We start from the raw sequence: 16,028 nt of genomic DNA, 5'->3' as shown, positions 1-16,028 counted from the left end.
ATTTTCCTTTTTAGTAAGGCTGAGCCACAGCTAATCTGTTCATTTGTAGTGTGAAAAAATGTCAAAATGGTTAAGCTGCATATTATTAGTAATGTAAGCGTGTGGTTTGCCACACGCTTACCGATGAGCAGAGTTGCTTTATTGATTATGTAGGTGGGCTGGTAAGGCAACAGTGATGCTCGTTATTTTATTATGAGTATCACTGTTGTTGATTGCGATAAATGTTTTTACTCTTTCGATTTTCCAATCTCTGGCAGCTCAGGTTCAGAGCCACTAAACCCACTACCAGATCCAGCACTGCCGCCTGAGTTAAAGTTGATGGCGGAGCCTACAACATGCACGCCAGCAGCGTCTATTTTTATAAAGTTGCCACCGACTTTGACTGTCATTTCCGAGCCTGCTTCGATTACAGCTTTACTGCCACTTTTTAGGTGGATCTCGTTTCCTGCATCCAGTACGGATTTCGTTCCGACTTTCTGCTGTAAGCTGCCTTCTACTATTAATGTATGATCTTTATCCACTTTATGACGACGTTCTCCTTTAATAGTGAGATGGTCGTTGTTGTTTAGCTGTGTGAATCTATCGTTGTCGATTTGTCGGTGTTGGTCGTGGCCGATGTGGCTGATGCTGTCGTTGAGGACATCGGTTTCCATATCTTTTTGCGCATGGACATAGACTTTTTCGTTGTCGACTTGGTCTTCGAATGAGATCTCGTTGAAGCCTTCCCCTTGGTGGGTATCACTGCGCCATACGGTTTTGGTTTTATTATCGGGCAATAAATACGGCGGGGTGTTTTTCGCATTAAAGGTGCGTCCGGTAACAATCGGTTGGTCTGGGTCGCTGTTTAAAAAGCTGACGATGACTTCGCTGCCGATTCGTGGGATGGCCATCATGCCATGTTGATTGCCTGCCCAACCTTGGGAGACGCGCACCCAGCAGGAGCTGTGATCGTTGGCTTCGCTGTATCTATCCCATGGGAAGTGCAGTTTCACTCGACCGTGTTCGTCACAGAAGATTTCCTCACCCTCTGGGCCAACAACCGTGGCCATCATAGGGCCATCGACACTCGGTTTCGGCTGCGGTGTTGCTTGCCAGTTGGTAGTGGCGGGGATAAAGGTAAATTGATTACTGTAGGTGGTGCTGCCCGATTGGCCTTCTTCTTCCAAGACTTGCGGTTGGGTGCCGTAGTGCTCGACGGAGACTGGAAGCCACTCTTGGTTGATGGTGTCTTCGTTGTGCCCTTCGATGGTGATTTTCATGCCCGCTTGAATGCCTGCATGGTTGCTTTTTCCCACTAGGGTGCGAGCACTTCGACGTAGGTATTCCAAGCGAATACGAGAAAAGGCTTTGCCGGTCACATCGTCTTTGAAGCGCCCAGGAGCATCGAAGTGTTCGTAATTGGGCAGCTGGTAATCCATGTTCTCGCCATCTTGCTGTTGCAAGAAGCGATAATCGGGCTTTTTGAAGCTGTAGTCTTTCAGCGTGCTTTGGCTTGGTAAGCTTTGAGTGTGGTGCGTTAACGTCGAGATATAAAGATCGTCTGAGCCACCACCGGCCAAGACGTTGTACGGTATGTTCGTTGGGTACTTAGGTAAAAACTGGCTTTGATCCGCAAAGTGCAGAAGGTGTTTGCCTTCTTCGTGGGTGAAGTAATAGACCCAGCCTTCTTCGGCTGCTAGTCGGTGTAAAAAGTCTAAGTCGGTCTCACGGTATTGAACACAAAACTCGCGCTCTAGGGGCGTTCTTTGAGTGGTAAAAAGGTGCTCCGTGATGCCCATCTCATCCAGTAGTTGGGTGATGATGGCTTGGGCGGTTTGCTTTTGGAAGATACGGCTGTTGTGACGTAAAGACAAACGTTCTAAGGCGGGAACGAGGGTTAAACCGTAGTAGGTAAAATTATGACCGGTGTCGCCTTTTTCAAACTGACGCACAATGCCGTGCACTCGCTGAACCAGCTCGCCATTGCGGAACAGGCGTAGCTCGGCGTTTTTATCGACGATGGTATCAGCAGACAGATCCGATTGACGGCTGGCAAGAGACAATTGATAACGGAAGCCATAACAAGGCGCACCGTCTTTTAGCAGAGAATCGGAGATCGATTCATGCCCTTGATATTCTCGAACGACGAGGGTGTTTTCTTCCAATCCGTCGAGTGCCAATGTAAACGTCAATGTAGCCATACCAGTTTCCTTTGTTATGACGGTCTATCCAATTCGTAAAAAGTGTGTGCCATTAATACGCAAAAAGGCCGCCTGAGTAAACAGGCGGCCCGTACCAATACCCGCTTACGCTTCGATTGGTTTACTCCAGTCATCAGAACCTGATGTACCAGAGTTGATGTGATCCCAATTGATCTTGCGGTAAGCCAAAGATACTGTCACGTTTTGTGTGAAGTTGCCCATTGCTGGATCTTGGCAGTGTGGCATTTCGCACTGAATGTCTACGATTACCGCGCCTTCCAAAGAAGTCACGAAGAAGTTTTCTTGCTTGCCTTCCGCTGACGTGCGGTACCATTTCAATTCCACTTTTGGCAATTTTTCGCCAGAAGACAAGGCGTTGTAAAGCAATGGAACCGCTTTGTTCAAGGCTACGGTGAATTTGAATGGCTTGTGAACGCGCTGACCTGATGGGTTGCCAGACTGTGGGTTCGTTGGAACCGTCACGTTGTGGTCAAACTTTTGAACCAGCATTTCGTCGTCATGGCCTTCCAAGCCCACGTCACCGATAGAATCGACAGACATAGCACCCGCTGTGATAAGACCCTGAGATTCACCTTCGAGAGAGATATAACATGGCGTTGGCATAATAACATTCCTTATTTATAAAATAGTAAAAACGTGCTCTTAAACACTCGCTTAAAAAGAGCAAGATGGATGCCAATTAAAAATATCTATTTAATTCAAAAGGTTATGTTTTTTCTGGTATGTCGGCTGGCAATAATCTGCTTAAGGTTGGGCGAAAACTCGCCCAGCGAGCAATTGCTTGCTCGTTGGGTGGTGTGGAAGGTTTTTTTGAGGGGGGGGTTAGCCGCCAATGTTGACTGAAGCGCTACCCATTACAACGCCACCACAATCAATGGCACCACCAGTTACGGCAGCTGGCTTTCCATTGATGAAAACAGAAGAGGATCCTGCTGCAATCGCTCTTGGGTGGGTTGGGTTTTTGGGTTTGTCGTGTGGTTCCAGTGGGTCTCCGGCGCGGGCTGCAGGGCTGCCATCATATTTTACATTTGGCGAGCCGGCCGTTACTGGGGTAGGGGGGAAGCCATCATGATCTGTTCCTGTATCGCCAACTTTCACTGCGCTTGGCATAGTGTTCTCCTTGAAATAATGAGTTTAACCCTGCTCTCTGTATGGGTATTTCTTTAATGGAAATGTAATTTTATATGCTTATTACAATATATTCTGACTTATCTCTTTTCAACTTTTATCTTTGCGTGATTTTTGATGGATCTAGAAGGTGTTGTTTTTAAAGGAGTTACTGCTTTTTAGAGAGAGATGGATGTTTAGATGACAAAAAATTTACATTTATCTTACTTTATCTTTTGTTGAGTTCTTTGTTCGTCTTCTGTATTGTTCGCGTTAATAATTGTAAACAAATGTATCTGTAGATAGTTTTTAACAATTAAAGGTGTGTTGAAGTTTTAAAGGGAATTTGAAGTAACTCTTTTGATAAGATCATTTTTTTGATGGTTTTTGATTTTTTGTTAGATAAATGGAAGTTGTTTTTTTGGTGTTTTTTCTCGCCTCTATTTTCATTTCTGTATTTTTCTTTTTATAGCGTTTCATCCTCCCTGTATTTCTAGATTTAAAATCAAATTCTCGTTTTTGGCTTTTTGTTGTTTCTTTCATTTTCTTAGGTGAGAGTTTTTTTGAATGAAAATTCTGGTTTTTTAAATGTTGAGTTTTGTTTTATTTGAAAAGGTTGGTTTTGAGTTTGTTGCCAGAAGGTAATGATGCTTGATTTTATTTTTTATGACGTAATTTGATGGAGAGAGATATGTCAAAAGAGGGAAGTGTTGCACCGAAAGAGCGGATTAATATTAAGTATATACCTGCTACTGGTGACGCCCAATCTGAGGTCGAGTTACCTCTAAAGACTTTGGTTGTTGGTGATTTTAAGGGGCATTCTGAAGATACGCCTCTTGAAGATAGAAAAAGTATTTCTATCGATAAATCTAATTTTGAATCAGTAATGCGCGAAAGCAATTTACGCCTTCAGGCAACCGTTAGTAATAAGCTTGATGAGGAAGCGGGCGGTGATTTGGCTGTTGATCTTTCTTTTAATGGGATTAATGACTTCTCTCCTGACTCAATTGCTTCACAAGTCCCTGAGCTGAAAAAATTAATAGAACTAAGGGAAGCGCTTGTGGCTCTTAAGGGGCCGTTGGGGAATATTCCGGCTTTCAGAAACAGTCTTCAAGGTTTGCTAGCATCAGATGAAAGTCGTGATCAATTGTTGGCTGAGCTAAATCTTGCCCATGAAAATGAGTCTAATTAATTAGCTGAATCATAAGTGCACTAAGTTGAGAAATTACTAGCAGGGATACAAATATGTCTACAAATGATATTGCGGTAGAAGGAAGTTCTATCAGTCAGGGTAGTGGTAATCTACTCGATGAAATAATGGCTCAAACTCGCATAGCTCCGAATGAAGAGGGTTATGATGTTGCTAAAAAAGGTGTTGCGGCCTTTATCGAGAACTTGCTTCAATCTAATAAAACTGAGGAGCCAGTTAATAAGACTCTAGTTGACCAGATGCTTGTTGAGCTGGACAGAAAAATCAGTAGCCAAATGAATGAAATACTACATGATGAATCTGTGCAGCAGATGGAGTCAGCTTGGCGTGGATTGAAGTTGCTTGTTGATCGTACTGACTTTAGAGAGAACAACAAGATTGAATTAATTCATGTGACAAAAGCTGAGTTGTTAGAGGATTTTGAATTTGCTCCTGAAACGACTCAAAGTGGTCTTTATAAGCATGTTTACTCTTCTGGTTACGGTCAGTTTGGTGGTGAGCCTACAGGTGCCATTATTGGTAATTATGCATTCACACCATCTACTCCAGATATGAAGTTGCTCCAATATATGGGGGCTCTAGGTGCAATGTCTCATGCGCCATTTATCTCAAGTGTTGGTCCTGAATTTTTTGGCATAGAGTCTTTTGAAGAGCTTCCGAACCTTAAAGATCTAAATTCTATTTTTGAGGGGCCGAAATATACTAAATGGCGCGCCCTTCGTGAATCAGAAGATGCTCGTTATATCGGCTTAACAGCACCACGTTTCTTGTTGCGTGTTCCATATGACCCAATTGAAAATCCTATTAAGTCTTTTAATTACCAAGAAGATGTAAGTCAGTCTCACAGTAATTACCTATGGGGTAATACTGCTTTTGCTTTTGCTTCTCGATTGACTGACAGTTTTGCCAAATACCGTTGGTGTCCAAATATTATTGGTCCACAAAGTGGTGGTGCAGTAGAAGATTTACCTGTTCATGTATTTGAATCTATGGGTGAGCTACAAGCGAAAATTCCAACTGAAGTGTTGGTGACAGATAGAAAAGAGTTTGAATTAGCCGAGGAAGGCTTTATCGCACTGACTATGCGCAAGGGTAGTGATAATGCTGCTTTCTTCTCTGCTAACTCTGTTCAAAAGCCGAAGATTTTCCCTAATACAAAGGAAGGTAAGGAAGCAGAAACTAACTACCGTCTTAGTACTCAGTTGCCTTATATGATGATCGTCAATCGTCTAGCGCATTACGTTAAAGTGCTGCAGCGTGAGCAAATTGGTGCATGGAAAGAGCGCGGCGACCTTGAGCGTGAGTTGAATGGTTGGATTAAACAATATGTTGCCGATCAAGAGAATCCACCTGCTGATGTGCGTAGCCGTCGACCACTTCGTGGTGCAAAAATAGAAGTGTCTGATGTAGAAGGGAATCCAGGTTGGTATCAAGTGTCTTTGTCTGTTCGTCCTCACTTTAAATATATGGGTGCGAATTTTGAACTTTCACTTGTTGGCCGTCTAGATCAAGCATAAAAGTATGAGCTATCTAATAGATGAAAATAGTGTATATGGAGTTGGCTTTCTTGAAAGGCTGACGGTTAACGCTGGTCCTATTTCTTTGTCTCAGGGGCCTGACTCTATAGATGTTCTTAACTCAATAAAGTTAAACGTTGCTAACGTTTTGAATACTAGGTTAGGGGAGGCGCAATCCGCCCCTAACCTAGGTTTGATAGACTTTAATGATGCTTCTTTGGGTGCTATGGATTTATCTTTAAAAGTGAAGTTGGCTGTTCAGAAGTGTTTGACTACTTATGAACCTAGATTGTGTAACTTGCAGATTAAAACGGTTACGGATCCAGATAACCCTTTGGGTTTATGTTTTCATATTAATGCTGACATCAATAGTGCTGCTCTTCATGACAAAGTAGAGATAAATCTAATACTTGGCAATGATCGTAAATATAGAGTGTATTAGCTGTGAGCCAAGATAAGTATTTTAGAGAAGAGCTGACTTTTTTACGTGAGCAGGGAAAGCAGTTTACTGAGATTCATCCTCAGCTTTCCCGCTTCTTGCATGGGCGAAATACGGATCCTGATGTTGAGCGGTTGTTAGAAGGTTTCGCTTTTTTAACCGGTCGTTTAAGAGAAAAAATTGAAGATGAATTTCCTGAGTTAACGCACTCGATCATTAATATGCTTTGGCCTAATTATTTACGGCCTGTACCAAGTATGAGCATTGTGAAGTTCAAGCCTGAGGATAATGTCAGTGTAAAGCATATTATACCTTCAGGTGTTCAGTTAGATAGTCGACCAGTATTTGGAACAATATGCCATTTTAGAACATGTCGTGACGTATCTATTTACCCTTTGGATTGTATGGATGTCACTTCTCAGCACACCAGGGAAGCCAGCGAAGTAAATTTGGCAATGAAAATTGACGGAGATTTAACCGTTGATGATATCAAACTTGACACGCTTAGGTTTTATTTGGGTGGTGACAAATATAGTGCCGAAATGACCTATTTATGGCTAAACCATTATTTAGAAAAAATCGTGATAGAGGTCAATGGGGTTGAGTTTAAATTACCAAAAGATGCTTTCTCACTGGTTGGTTTTAATGCTAATGATAGTTTGCTTCCATATCCTAAAAATGTCTACGACGGCTATCGTATTCTCCAGGAATATTTAACATTTTCTGAAGGTTTTTATTTCTTCGATCTAAATAGCTTGTCGGCTGTGTTACCTAAAAATGTCTCTGGTGAATTCAATATTAAAATGGTTTTTAATAAAACCTTCGAGCCGGGGGTGAAAGTTAGAAAAGAAATGTTCCAACTTTATTGCGCTCCAGTCATTAACTTATTCGAACATGATGCCGACCCTATCGATCTAACGGGACGAAAGACTGAATATAGAATAATACCATCCAGTACATCTCCAGCTCATTTTGAAGTATTTAGTATTGATGAAGTGGCTGGATGGCAGAATGATAGTGCTGATGGCAGTCATGCTAGAGGTGCTAAACGTGTTTATTCTTCATTTGAAAGTTTTCAGCATGAAGTGGAGCGAGCTAGGCATCGAAAGTCTCTTTATTACAGAGCTCGTGTAAAAGAAAGTATTAGAAACGACGGTTTTGATAGCTTTATTTCATTCATTCGAGGTGATGAATCTGCTGTTTATAATTTTGATGAAGCCGTATCTATAAAGTTAACTTGTACCAATAGACAGCTTCCTCTTGAGCTTGGTGTCGGCGATATTTGCGAGCCAACTGATACGTCTCCAACATTTGCTACGTTTGAAAATATAACCATACCATCTCCGCCATTAAGACCTGTTTTAGATGGCAGCTTACTTTGGACTCTTATTTCAAATTTATCGCTGAATTATTTATCCCTATTATCCAAAGATGCTCTTTGTTCAGTGCTTCGTGCTTATGATTTTAAAGCGTTAGTCGATCGTCAGGCCGAGCGAGTTTCAAAATTAAGACTAAGTGGCATTCTTAATATCGAATCAATGCCGACTGATAAATTAATATATGGGATGCCGATAAGGGGTTTGAAGTCAACGATAACATTAGATCAAGCTGCTTTTGGTTCTGAAGGTGAGTTGTTTTTATTTGGTACGGTTCTAAGTAAGTTTTTTTCTTTATACGCAAGTATCAACTCTTTTCATGAGTTGGTCGTTATTAATTCAAGTAATAAAGAGGCATATACGTGGGGAATTCAGGAAGGGATGCAACCGCTGATTTAGAGTATATCGCCTCTTCCAGTGTTCAAGGTATATTTCCGAGTGATGTAGAAAAATTTAATTTCTATCAATTGGTAGAGCTGTTATATCAGCTTGTTGAGCAAGATCCAGAAGAGAGTGATTGGGAATCTAAGTGTAGATTAGTATTTAGCGCTAATCCAAGTTTAGGTTTTTCTCCAACGGATGTTTCTGCTTTGACTCTTTTGGAGGATAACCGATTGCAGCTGGAAACGAATTTTTTTGGATTGACGGGATCACAGTCTCCATTACCTGGTTTTATGCTTGAGCAATTGGTGACAGAAGATGAGTTTGGTCTAAAACGTCAGTTTTTAGATTTTTTTAACAATCGGCTTATCTCACTTGTTTATCAAATATGGCGAAAATATCGTTATTACATCCGCTTTCAAAACGAAGCGAAGGATAAGTTCTCAAGCCAATTATTTGCTTTAGTCGGATTGGCTGATGAGGGGATGAGAGGTGATACCCCGATAAACTGGTGCAAAATGCTGGCTTATTCGGGAACTTTGGCTGGGCGGAGCCGCTCACCTCAGGTTGTTGAAGGGATTATTTCTCATTGTTTTGATTTGCCAGAAGTGTCAATACGCCAGTGGATTAAACGCAAAGTACCTATTCATCAAGAACAAAAGATGCAGTTAGGTATGCAAAACTGTGGTTTAGGCCGAGAAACCGTTTTAGGGGATGGTGTTAACGATATTAAGGGAAAATTTGCGATAGAAATTAAAGGCTTAGACAAAGAACGATTTGCCGATTTCTTGCCTAGTGGGCGGGAATTTTTGCCTCTATGTAAGTTGGTTGAGTTTACTTTGAGGGAGCAGATGGCTTATGACCTTGAGCTTGTTTTAAAAGAAGATGAAGGCTCTGCTATGTCATTGGGTAACGGCAGTGTGTCATTAGGATGGACATCGTTTCTAGGTGAGCCAAAAGAAATGAAAAAAGTAGTCATACAGGTAAGACAATAGTCATGGATAACATCACGCAACGAGTCGCCAATTTTATTGTTACAAATGTACGTTCGCTTGAGGCTGGGCTTTTGGCGAAAGTGTCTTTTGAAGAAAGCGGTGGGGTAATTGGTTCTGCTTTAGAGGTAGATTGGCACCTTAAAGATCGAGGCCAATCAATTAATCCTTTTCATTGTGAAATTGTTTTTATTGATGATTCATTCTGTGTAAAGGACCTTTGTGGAAAAACGTATGTTAATTCATCAAGTATGCCGTTAGGTGTTAATAATTTAGCTCGCCTAAATGATGAAGATGAAATAAAAATTGGTGAATATGAGGTCCGTGTATTTTTAGACAGAGAGTCTGAGTTAAAAGAAAGTAGTCACTCGCTCGAACAGTTTTTTTTGAATAAAAATAATAGTTTGATTGATGGTTCTGACTCTGACTCTGACTCTAATGATTTTGATAATGATGATTTTGGAGAAATTAATAAACGTGTAACTGAGCTAGATCCTATTGTTATGCTTGATAGTAAAAAAGGCTCAGAAGAGGAAGAAAGCCTAATCGATGACGCACCTCATTCAGATAAAGTTTACGAAGATTTTATTAACCCTGCTTCAAATCATAGTAGCAATATATCACCGAAATTTACCGTTCAGGCTGACACAGATAATGACATAAGCGCTGCTTTTGGACTTAATGACATACGACGCGATGCTTCCTTGGGTGAAAAGGAGAGTAAAGCTAAAAAATTAAAGAAGTTTTTTTCTAAATCGATTTTCCAAAGCGAAAAAGAGACTGAGAAAAAAAGCGAAATACAAGCAATGGAGACGCATCCTATGGACGATAATGTTTTAGACCTGCTCGAGCAGGAAATGGCAAAAAACTACACCAAAGAAGATACAACAAGCTCTAGCTCTCAGCGTAAAACTCAGTATGAAAACAGTCACTTTGAGAATAATCATGTTCTTGGTGGGCCTTTAATGTCAGGCCTTGAAGTATCTATCGGAAGTAATTCCAGTGTAGAGGAAATGCAAGCATTATCCGCAGAGATTGGAAGTACTTTACGTGTGTGTGTGCAAGGTTTACTGGAACTACACTCACAAGTAAAAGATAGCCGATATGGAATGATGCATAGAAGTTTGCAGCCTATAGAGGACAATCCTCTTAAGCTTGGCCTTTCCTATGAAGATACTATTCGCACAATGTTCGACGAGAATAAAAGTGCAGTGCACTTGTCTGCCACATCTTCTGTCGAAGAAAGTCTTAAAATGATAAGTATTCATAATGAAGCGGTTCAATATGCAACCAATATTGCTCTAGGGCAAATCTTACATGCATTATCTCCTGACGCATTGTTAAAACGATTTAGTCGTTATAACCGAGAAGGAAATGGCAGTGATGACGATAAGTCATGGGCGTGGGGAATGTATGAGAATTATTACAAAGAATTAACCTCAAATCGCCAGAAAGGCTTTGAAAAATTATTTTGGGAAATATTTGAGCAGTCTTATGATAAGAAATTACGTGAGAAGCATGCTGAATAATCGCTTGTTAAAAATATTAACACCATTTTTATGTGTGGTGCTTATAGCCGGCTGTAGTTCATCACCGACCGTCGATCCATCAGAGCAGCTCACACGGATTACTTTTAGCTTATTTGCTGGTAAGGATGTGAATGCAGGAGAGTCTGGTGTGGCGTCGCCTGTTGAAATTCAGGTGTATGAATTAGTTGATGATTCTATGCTTATGTCTGCTGATTTCGACATGATTAATGATGATTATGAAGAGGCGTTGAAGAATAATTTTATTAAAACTTATGATTATGTTCTTACTCCAGAGCAATTTAAATTTGTTGGTGATTTTGAAATAGATCCTGAAACAAATTATATCGGTGTTGTTGCTAAGTTTGCTGAACCAGATAGTAGTGACTGGAAAAAAGCGGTTAAAATTTTAAACCGTGGAAGAGTGTATCATTTGCTGATGTATTTTAATGGTTATGAGATTAAATTGGAAAAGGTTGAATAGTTATGATTTCTAGGAATAGGGTGATTTGGAATGAAGGACTATTTATTAAGCCTCAGCACTTTCAGCAGCAGCAACGATATAATGAATACAGTTTAAACGAAAGAGTGCAGTCTGTTAGTAGTTATTTATATGGTATATCCCAGTTATCTATTAACCCTGAGTACCTTTCCTTTGGAAGAATAGCGATCGATAGCGCGGTGGGTGTGATGCCAGATGGTACCGTTTTTCGTATTCCTCAGGATGACATGCTTCCAGATGCCCTTGAAATCAATGACGCGACTTTAACAGGTCAAACGATTTATCTAGCAATACCTCTAAAAAATGAGTCTTTGTTAGAGATTGATTGGCCTAATGAAAAAGGAACCGGGAGGTATGCCAGTCACCGTCAAGAAGTGAAGGATACTCAGTCCTTAGATGGTGATACCGCGATCATCGATCTAGCCTCTATGCGTCTTAGACTAATGTTTGAAAAAGATGATCGTAGTGCATATGCCTCTATTGCTATCGCGCAAATTCGTGAGAAGCGACAAGATGGCAGTATAGTATTAGAAACAGACTTTATACCTTGTCATTTAGATGTTAACTGTAACCCTCAGTTACACAGATGTATTAACGAATTATCAGGCTTGATGAAAGAGCGAGCAAAAGGAATCGCTGTTCGCTTGGGGGCGTCAGGGCAAGGCGCTATTGCGGATGTTTCTGACTTCATGCTTCTTCAGGCCTTAAATAGATTGCAACCTATTCTTCAGCATCTTGTTAATTTAAAGAGACTGCATCCTGAACGCTTATATGAAGCGCTCGCATCTATTTGCGGTGAGCTATCTACATTTACGGATGAAAGTCGTTTATCTCCTGACTTTAAAGGCTATAACCATGACTTACCAAGTGATCCTTTTTGGCAAGTCATTAAATATTTACGTCAAAGTTTAAGTGTTGTTCTAGAGCCAAGAGCCGTTTCTGTACAATTGCATCAACGTAAATATGGGTTAATGGTTGCTCCAATACATGATACTCAGCTCATTGAAAGTGCTGACTTTATTTTGGCTGTCAAAGCGAATATGCCATTAGATGAACTAAGAAACTTGTTTATTCAGCAGACAAAAGTATCTTCGGTCGAAAAAATTAGAGATCTAATTTCTCATCAGCTACCAGGTATACCTGTTTTACCTTTGCCTGTAGCGCCAAGACAACTCCCTTATTATTCAGGCTATACCTATTATCAATTAGATAAAACAAGTGATGCTTGGAGAATGCTAGAAAACTCATCAGGCTTCGCTTTCCATGTCGCAGGTGCTTTTGAAGGTTTAGATTTACAATTTTGGGCGATTAGGGATTAATCATGGCGAGTAATGGTGTTGTTGGTAAATATGATGATTTGCTTTTTGATGAAGCTGAAAACATAAATGAAGATAAAGATTACTGGTTTCAAATAAAAGGCCATAACGATAATCCTTTAATTGATTCTGCAACCACTTTTTTTGGGTTATCTCTAAGAGTTAAGTCGTTGAGTGAGTGTGAAAATATTGAAGAGATATATAAGCAGACAATAGAAGAAATAAATATAGTTGAGATAGAGCTTTCAGATAAGAATTATGAGCATTCTGTATTAATGGCGTATCGCTATATATTATGCGCTTTCTTAGATGAGGCTGTTATGGGAACTCGATGGGGTGGCGCGTCTGCTTGGGCCGAATATTCCATGTTATCTAGATTTCACAATGAAACCTGGGGTGGTGAAAAAGTTTTTTCGATTCTTTCTAGATTGGAAAAAGATCCTGGTCGATATAAAGATCTTCTTGAATTTATATATTACTGTCTCGTTTTAGGTTTTGAAGGGAAATTTAAAGTTTTAAATAATGGGAAAGAAGAAAGAGAGAGAATAATTAGTAATCTTCATTCTGTTTTAAATATAGAGAATGAAGATGACCCTTTAAAACTGACATCAAAGAATGATCATGTTGTAAATACTCGGTATAAGCTGAGTCGACAGCTTCCGGTTTGGTCTGTTTTTGCCTTTTTTACAGCATTTTGGGGATTAACCTTTTGTGGTTACCTGTTTTTATTGAACTCTAAATCGTCAAGTGTACTTGAGCAGCTAAATCAAATACTGCAATAACTGTTTCGCCTTATATTTTATTTATTATTATCATCACAAGGAATAAGGGAATAACGTGATTAGAATTGAACTTTCCACACTGATCTCTAAATTAAACTCCCAGAGCAAACTTGCTTTGGAACAAGCTGCGGCATTATGCATCGAACGACAGCACCACGAAGTCAGTATAGAGCATTTTTTAAGCGTTTTACTTGAAAACCCTATGTCTGATGTGTGTGTTATTTTTGAGCACGTTAAGTTAAGCAAAGATGATGTTCAATCAGCTATCTCCAAAAGCTATCCAAGATCAACAACGCTTGATACCTATCCAGCATTTTCCCCACTTTTAGTTGAGCTTTTGCAGGAAGCTTGGCTGTTATCTTCAACAGAGCTAAATCAAACAGAATTACGATCTGGTGCTATTTTACTTGCCTCCCTTATTCATCCAGATCGTTATTACTCTTTTGAGATGATTTCACTTTTCGAAAATATCAATAAAGAAGCCATTCGTAAGAATTTTGATTTTGTGTTAGAGACATCATCAGAATCTGAGCATCCTGTGCATGATTCCCAAGATAAATCTTCTCAGTCGTCTTCGGCAATGGGTAACTCTGCGTTGGGGAAATTTTGTACCAACGTGACGTTACAAGCTAAAAACGATGAGCTTGATCCGGTGCTTTGTCGTGAAGATGAGTTGAACCTTATGGTCGATATTCTTTGCCGTCGTAGAAAGAATAACCCAATCGTAGTGGGTGAGGCAGGTGTTGGTAAAAGTGCGGTTGTTGAGGGGCTTGCACTAAGAATTGTTGCAGGGAACGTGCCGGATAAGCTTTCTAATGTAGAAATTCACTCACTAGATTTAGGTCTACTGCAGGCGGGAGCATCCATTAAAGGCGAATTTGAGAAACGCCTAAAAGGCATTATTGATGAAATCAAATCCTCTGCTGTTCCTATTATTTTGTTCATTGATGAAGCACACACGTTAATTGGCTCTGGAAACCAAGAAGGTGGCAGTGATGCGGCTAACTTGTTAAAACCTGCGTTGGCCCGTGGTGAATTGTCTACGATTGCAGCAACGACCTGGAAAGAATACAAGAAGTACTTTGAGAAAGATCCAGCATTAACCAGACGTTTCCAGCTGGTAAAAGTGGAAGAGCCATCTGTTAGTCAATCTGTTGATATTATGCGTGGTTTGCACCACGTATACGAAAAAGCGCATGGCGTACTCATCCATGACGATGCTCTGAAAGCATCTTCTGAGTTGTCTGCTCGTTATTTGTCAGGTCGTCAGCTTCCTGATAAAGCCATTGATGTTCTTGATACAGCTTGTGCTCGTATTGCCATTAATATATCGACTCCACCTAAAATTTTGGGCCAGTTAGATAATCAATGCCACACACGCCAGCGTGAAATTGACATGCTGAATCGACAAGCATCCATTGGACAGCCTGTAGATAACGATTATCTAGAGAGTCTGATCGATTTAGAGGAACAAGCTGAAACGGAAAAAGAGGCTCTGCTTAGCAATTGGTTAACTCAAAAAGCCCTAATCGAAAAAATTATCGATCTTCGTCAGTCTATTTTACGTAGCCCTGTATCTGAAGATGAGGTGTTAAGTGATGAAGAGCTTGATGAGCTTCGTGAACAGCTTGCTGACAGTTATCAGGAGCTTGAATTGATTCCTCGTAATGAACGCTTGATGTATCCAGAAGTTAACGAACAACAAATTGCAGAAGTAATTTCCGATTGGACTGGTGTGCCGATCGATCAAATGAATTCCGATGAGCTGCATAAAATAACGCATTTACCAGAAATTTTAAGCGCCAAGATCAAGGGTCAAGATGTTGCCATTGAGTGTGTTCATAGACATTTGTTGACCTCAAGAGCAGACCTTAGGCGACCAGGCCGACCAAAAGGTGCGTTCTTATTAGTCGGCCCAAGTGGTGTTGGTAAAACTGAAACCGTTATTCAGTTGGCAGAAGAGCTGTACGGCGGTAAGCAATTCTTAACCACTATTAACATGTCCGAATACCAAGAGAAGCACACGGTTTCTAGACTGATTGGCTCTCCCCCAGGTTATGTGGGCTTTGGTGAAGGCGGCGTGTTGACAGAAGCAATTCGTAAGAAGCCATATTCTGTTGTGCTTTTGGATGAAGTAGAAAAAGCGCACCCAGAAGTGTTGAACTTATTTTATCAAGCCTTTGATAAAGGTGAGTTAGCGGATGGAGAAGGTCGATTAATTGACTGTCAGAATATTCTCTTCTTCTTAACGTCGAACCTTGGCTATCAAACCATCGTAGATAATGTGGATACACCAAAAGAAATTGAATCCAAGCTTTACCCTGAGTTAGTGCCATTCTTTAAGCCTGCTCTATTGGCTCGGATGGAAGTTGTGCCGTATTTGCCACTCAATAAAGAAGTGCTAGAAAAAATTGTGCTTGGAAAATTGTCTTTCTTGGAAAGTGTGTTGCATAAGCGTTACGCAGCAGACGTCGAGATCGATCCAACCTTGGTTCAAGAGATTTTGAATCGTGCAACGCGTTCAGAAAATGGCGCTCGAATGTTAGAAGCGATTATAGAAGGTCAGGTATTACCACCAATTTCGTTAGCTCTTTTGAATCGATTGGCAGAGCAGCAGCCAGTATCTCGAATCTACATGACAGTAGAGGATGGAGAGTTCGTCGGTGAGATCGAATAGCA

The 16,028-nt window shown here is 40.5% G+C and carries 13 protein-coding genes; 10 read left to right on the top strand and 3 right to left on the bottom strand.

Annotation, left to right across the window (positions count from 1 at the left end; genetic code table 11):
- Window positions 1–227: 227 nt before the first annotated feature.
- The 3 genes from JSY38_RS04985 to JSY38_RS04975 all read right to left on the bottom strand — a co-directional run bounded on the left by JSY38_RS04985 (window position 228) and on the right by JSY38_RS04975 (window position 3,311).
- Entirely contained in the window at window positions 228–2,180 is a 1,953-nt protein-coding gene (locus JSY38_RS04985) for a type VI secretion system Vgr family protein (RefSeq protein WP_205115628.1), read from the bottom strand.
- 105 nt (window positions 2,181–2,285) lie between these two features.
- Entirely contained in the window at window positions 2,286–2,804 is a 519-nt protein-coding gene (locus tag JSY38_RS04980) for an Hcp family type VI secretion system effector (RefSeq protein WP_205115585.1), read from the bottom strand.
- 219 nt (window positions 2,805–3,023) lie between these two features.
- Window positions 3,024–3,311 carry a type VI secretion system PAAR protein gene (locus JSY38_RS04975; protein WP_205115622.1) on the bottom strand — a complete coding sequence of 96 codons (288 nt, stop codon included), beginning with the start codon at window positions 3,309–3,311 and terminating at the stop codon, window positions 3,024–3,026.
- 688 nt (window positions 3,312–3,999) lie between these two features.
- Between JSY38_RS04975 and tssB the strand changes: the two genes are divergently transcribed.
- The 10 genes from tssB to tssH are packed head-to-tail and all read left to right on the top strand — an operon-like array spanning window position 4,000 to window position 16,026.
- On the top strand, window positions 4,000–4,500 hold the full coding sequence (gene tssB, locus JSY38_RS04970) for a type VI secretion system contractile sheath small subunit (RefSeq protein ID WP_205115620.1): 501 nt from the start codon (window positions 4,000–4,002) through the stop codon (window positions 4,498–4,500).
- Between the two features lie 53 nt (window positions 4,501–4,553).
- Entirely contained in the window at window positions 4,554–6,035 is a 1,482-nt protein-coding gene (gene tssC / locus JSY38_RS04965; protein WP_205115617.1) for a type VI secretion system contractile sheath large subunit, read from the top strand.
- Between the two features lie 4 nt (window positions 6,036–6,039).
- Window positions 6,040–6,477, top strand: coding sequence for a type VI secretion system baseplate subunit TssE (tssE, locus tag JSY38_RS04960; RefSeq protein WP_205115616.1), 438 nt, complete (start codon window positions 6,040–6,042; stop codon window positions 6,475–6,477).
- 2 nt (window positions 6,478–6,479) lie between these two features.
- Window positions 6,480–8,249 carry a type VI secretion system baseplate subunit TssF gene (gene tssF, locus JSY38_RS04955; RefSeq protein ID WP_205115614.1) on the top strand — a complete coding sequence of 590 codons (1,770 nt, stop codon included), beginning with the start codon at window positions 6,480–6,482 and terminating at the stop codon, window positions 8,247–8,249.
- The gene (gene tssG, locus JSY38_RS04950; protein ID WP_205115613.1) at window positions 8,213–9,226 is read left to right on the top strand and encodes a type VI secretion system baseplate subunit TssG; all 1,014 of its coding nucleotides are present in this window, start codon (window positions 8,213–8,215) and stop codon (window positions 9,224–9,226) included. The genes tssF and tssG overlap by 37 nt, the downstream gene beginning before the upstream one ends.
- A 2-nt stretch (window positions 9,227–9,228) precedes the next feature.
- Window positions 9,229–10,752, top strand: a complete 1,524-nt coding sequence (tagH, locus tag JSY38_RS04945; RefSeq protein WP_205115611.1) for a type VI secretion system-associated FHA domain protein TagH — start codon at window positions 9,229–9,231, stop codon at window positions 10,750–10,752.
- Window positions 10,742–11,233 carry a type VI secretion system lipoprotein TssJ gene (tssJ, locus tag JSY38_RS04940; RefSeq protein ID WP_205115607.1) on the top strand — a complete coding sequence of 164 codons (492 nt, stop codon included), beginning with the start codon at window positions 10,742–10,744 and terminating at the stop codon, window positions 11,231–11,233. Before tagH ends, tssJ begins: the two co-directional genes overlap by 11 nt.
- Window positions 11,234–11,235: 2 nt before the next feature.
- Window positions 11,236–12,570, top strand: coding sequence for a type VI secretion system baseplate subunit TssK (gene tssK / locus JSY38_RS04935; protein ID WP_205115606.1), 1,335 nt, complete (start codon window positions 11,236–11,238; stop codon window positions 12,568–12,570).
- Window positions 12,571–12,572: 2 nt separating this feature from the next.
- Window positions 12,573–13,349, top strand: a complete 777-nt coding sequence (gene icmH / locus JSY38_RS04930) for a type IVB secretion system protein IcmH/DotU (protein ID WP_205115603.1) — start codon at window positions 12,573–12,575, stop codon at window positions 13,347–13,349.
- Window positions 13,350–13,404: 55 nt separating this feature from the next.
- Window positions 13,405–16,026 carry a type VI secretion system ATPase TssH gene (tssH, locus tag JSY38_RS04925; protein ID WP_205115601.1) on the top strand — a complete coding sequence of 874 codons (2,622 nt, stop codon included), beginning with the start codon at window positions 13,405–13,407 and terminating at the stop codon, window positions 16,024–16,026.
- The last annotated feature ends 2 nt before the right edge of the window (window positions 16,027–16,028 follow it).

It is taken from the genome of Marinomonas foliarum (genome assembly GCF_016906065.1).
GTDB lineage: Bacteria > Pseudomonadota > Gammaproteobacteria > Pseudomonadales > Marinomonadaceae > Marinomonas > Marinomonas foliarum.
The sequence above is the reverse complement of the archived record's forward strand: the minus strand, read 5'-3'. Positions and strand labels throughout refer to the sequence as shown.

Bases quoted from the DNA above. Each gene is read 5' to 3' on its own strand.
- JSY38_RS04985 (WP_205115628.1), bottom strand. From the start codon at position 2,180: ATGGCTACATTGACGTTTACATTGGCACTCGACGGATTGGAAGAAAAC.
- JSY38_RS04980 (WP_205115585.1), bottom strand. From the start codon at position 2,804: ATGCCAACGCCATGTTATATCTCTCTCGAAGGTGAATCTCAGGGTCTT.
- JSY38_RS04975 (WP_205115622.1), bottom strand. From the start codon at position 3,311: ATGCCAAGCGCAGTGAAAGTTGGCGATACAGGAACAGATCATGATGGC.
- tssB (WP_205115620.1), top strand. From the start codon at position 4,000: ATGTCAAAAGAGGGAAGTGTTGCACCGAAAGAGCGGATTAATATTAAG.
- tssC (WP_205115617.1), top strand. From the start codon at position 4,554: ATGTCTACAAATGATATTGCGGTAGAAGGAAGTTCTATCAGTCAGGGT.
- tssE (WP_205115616.1), top strand. From the start codon at position 6,040: ATGAGCTATCTAATAGATGAAAATAGTGTATATGGAGTTGGCTTTCTT.
- tagH (WP_205115611.1), top strand. From the start codon at position 9,229: ATGGATAACATCACGCAACGAGTCGCCAATTTTATTGTTACAAATGTA.
- tssJ (WP_205115607.1), top strand. From the start codon at position 10,742: ATGCTGAATAATCGCTTGTTAAAAATATTAACACCATTTTTATGTGTG.
- tssK (WP_205115606.1), top strand. From the start codon at position 11,236: ATGATTTCTAGGAATAGGGTGATTTGGAATGAAGGACTATTTATTAAG.
- icmH (WP_205115603.1), top strand. From the start codon at position 12,573: ATGGCGAGTAATGGTGTTGTTGGTAAATATGATGATTTGCTTTTTGAT.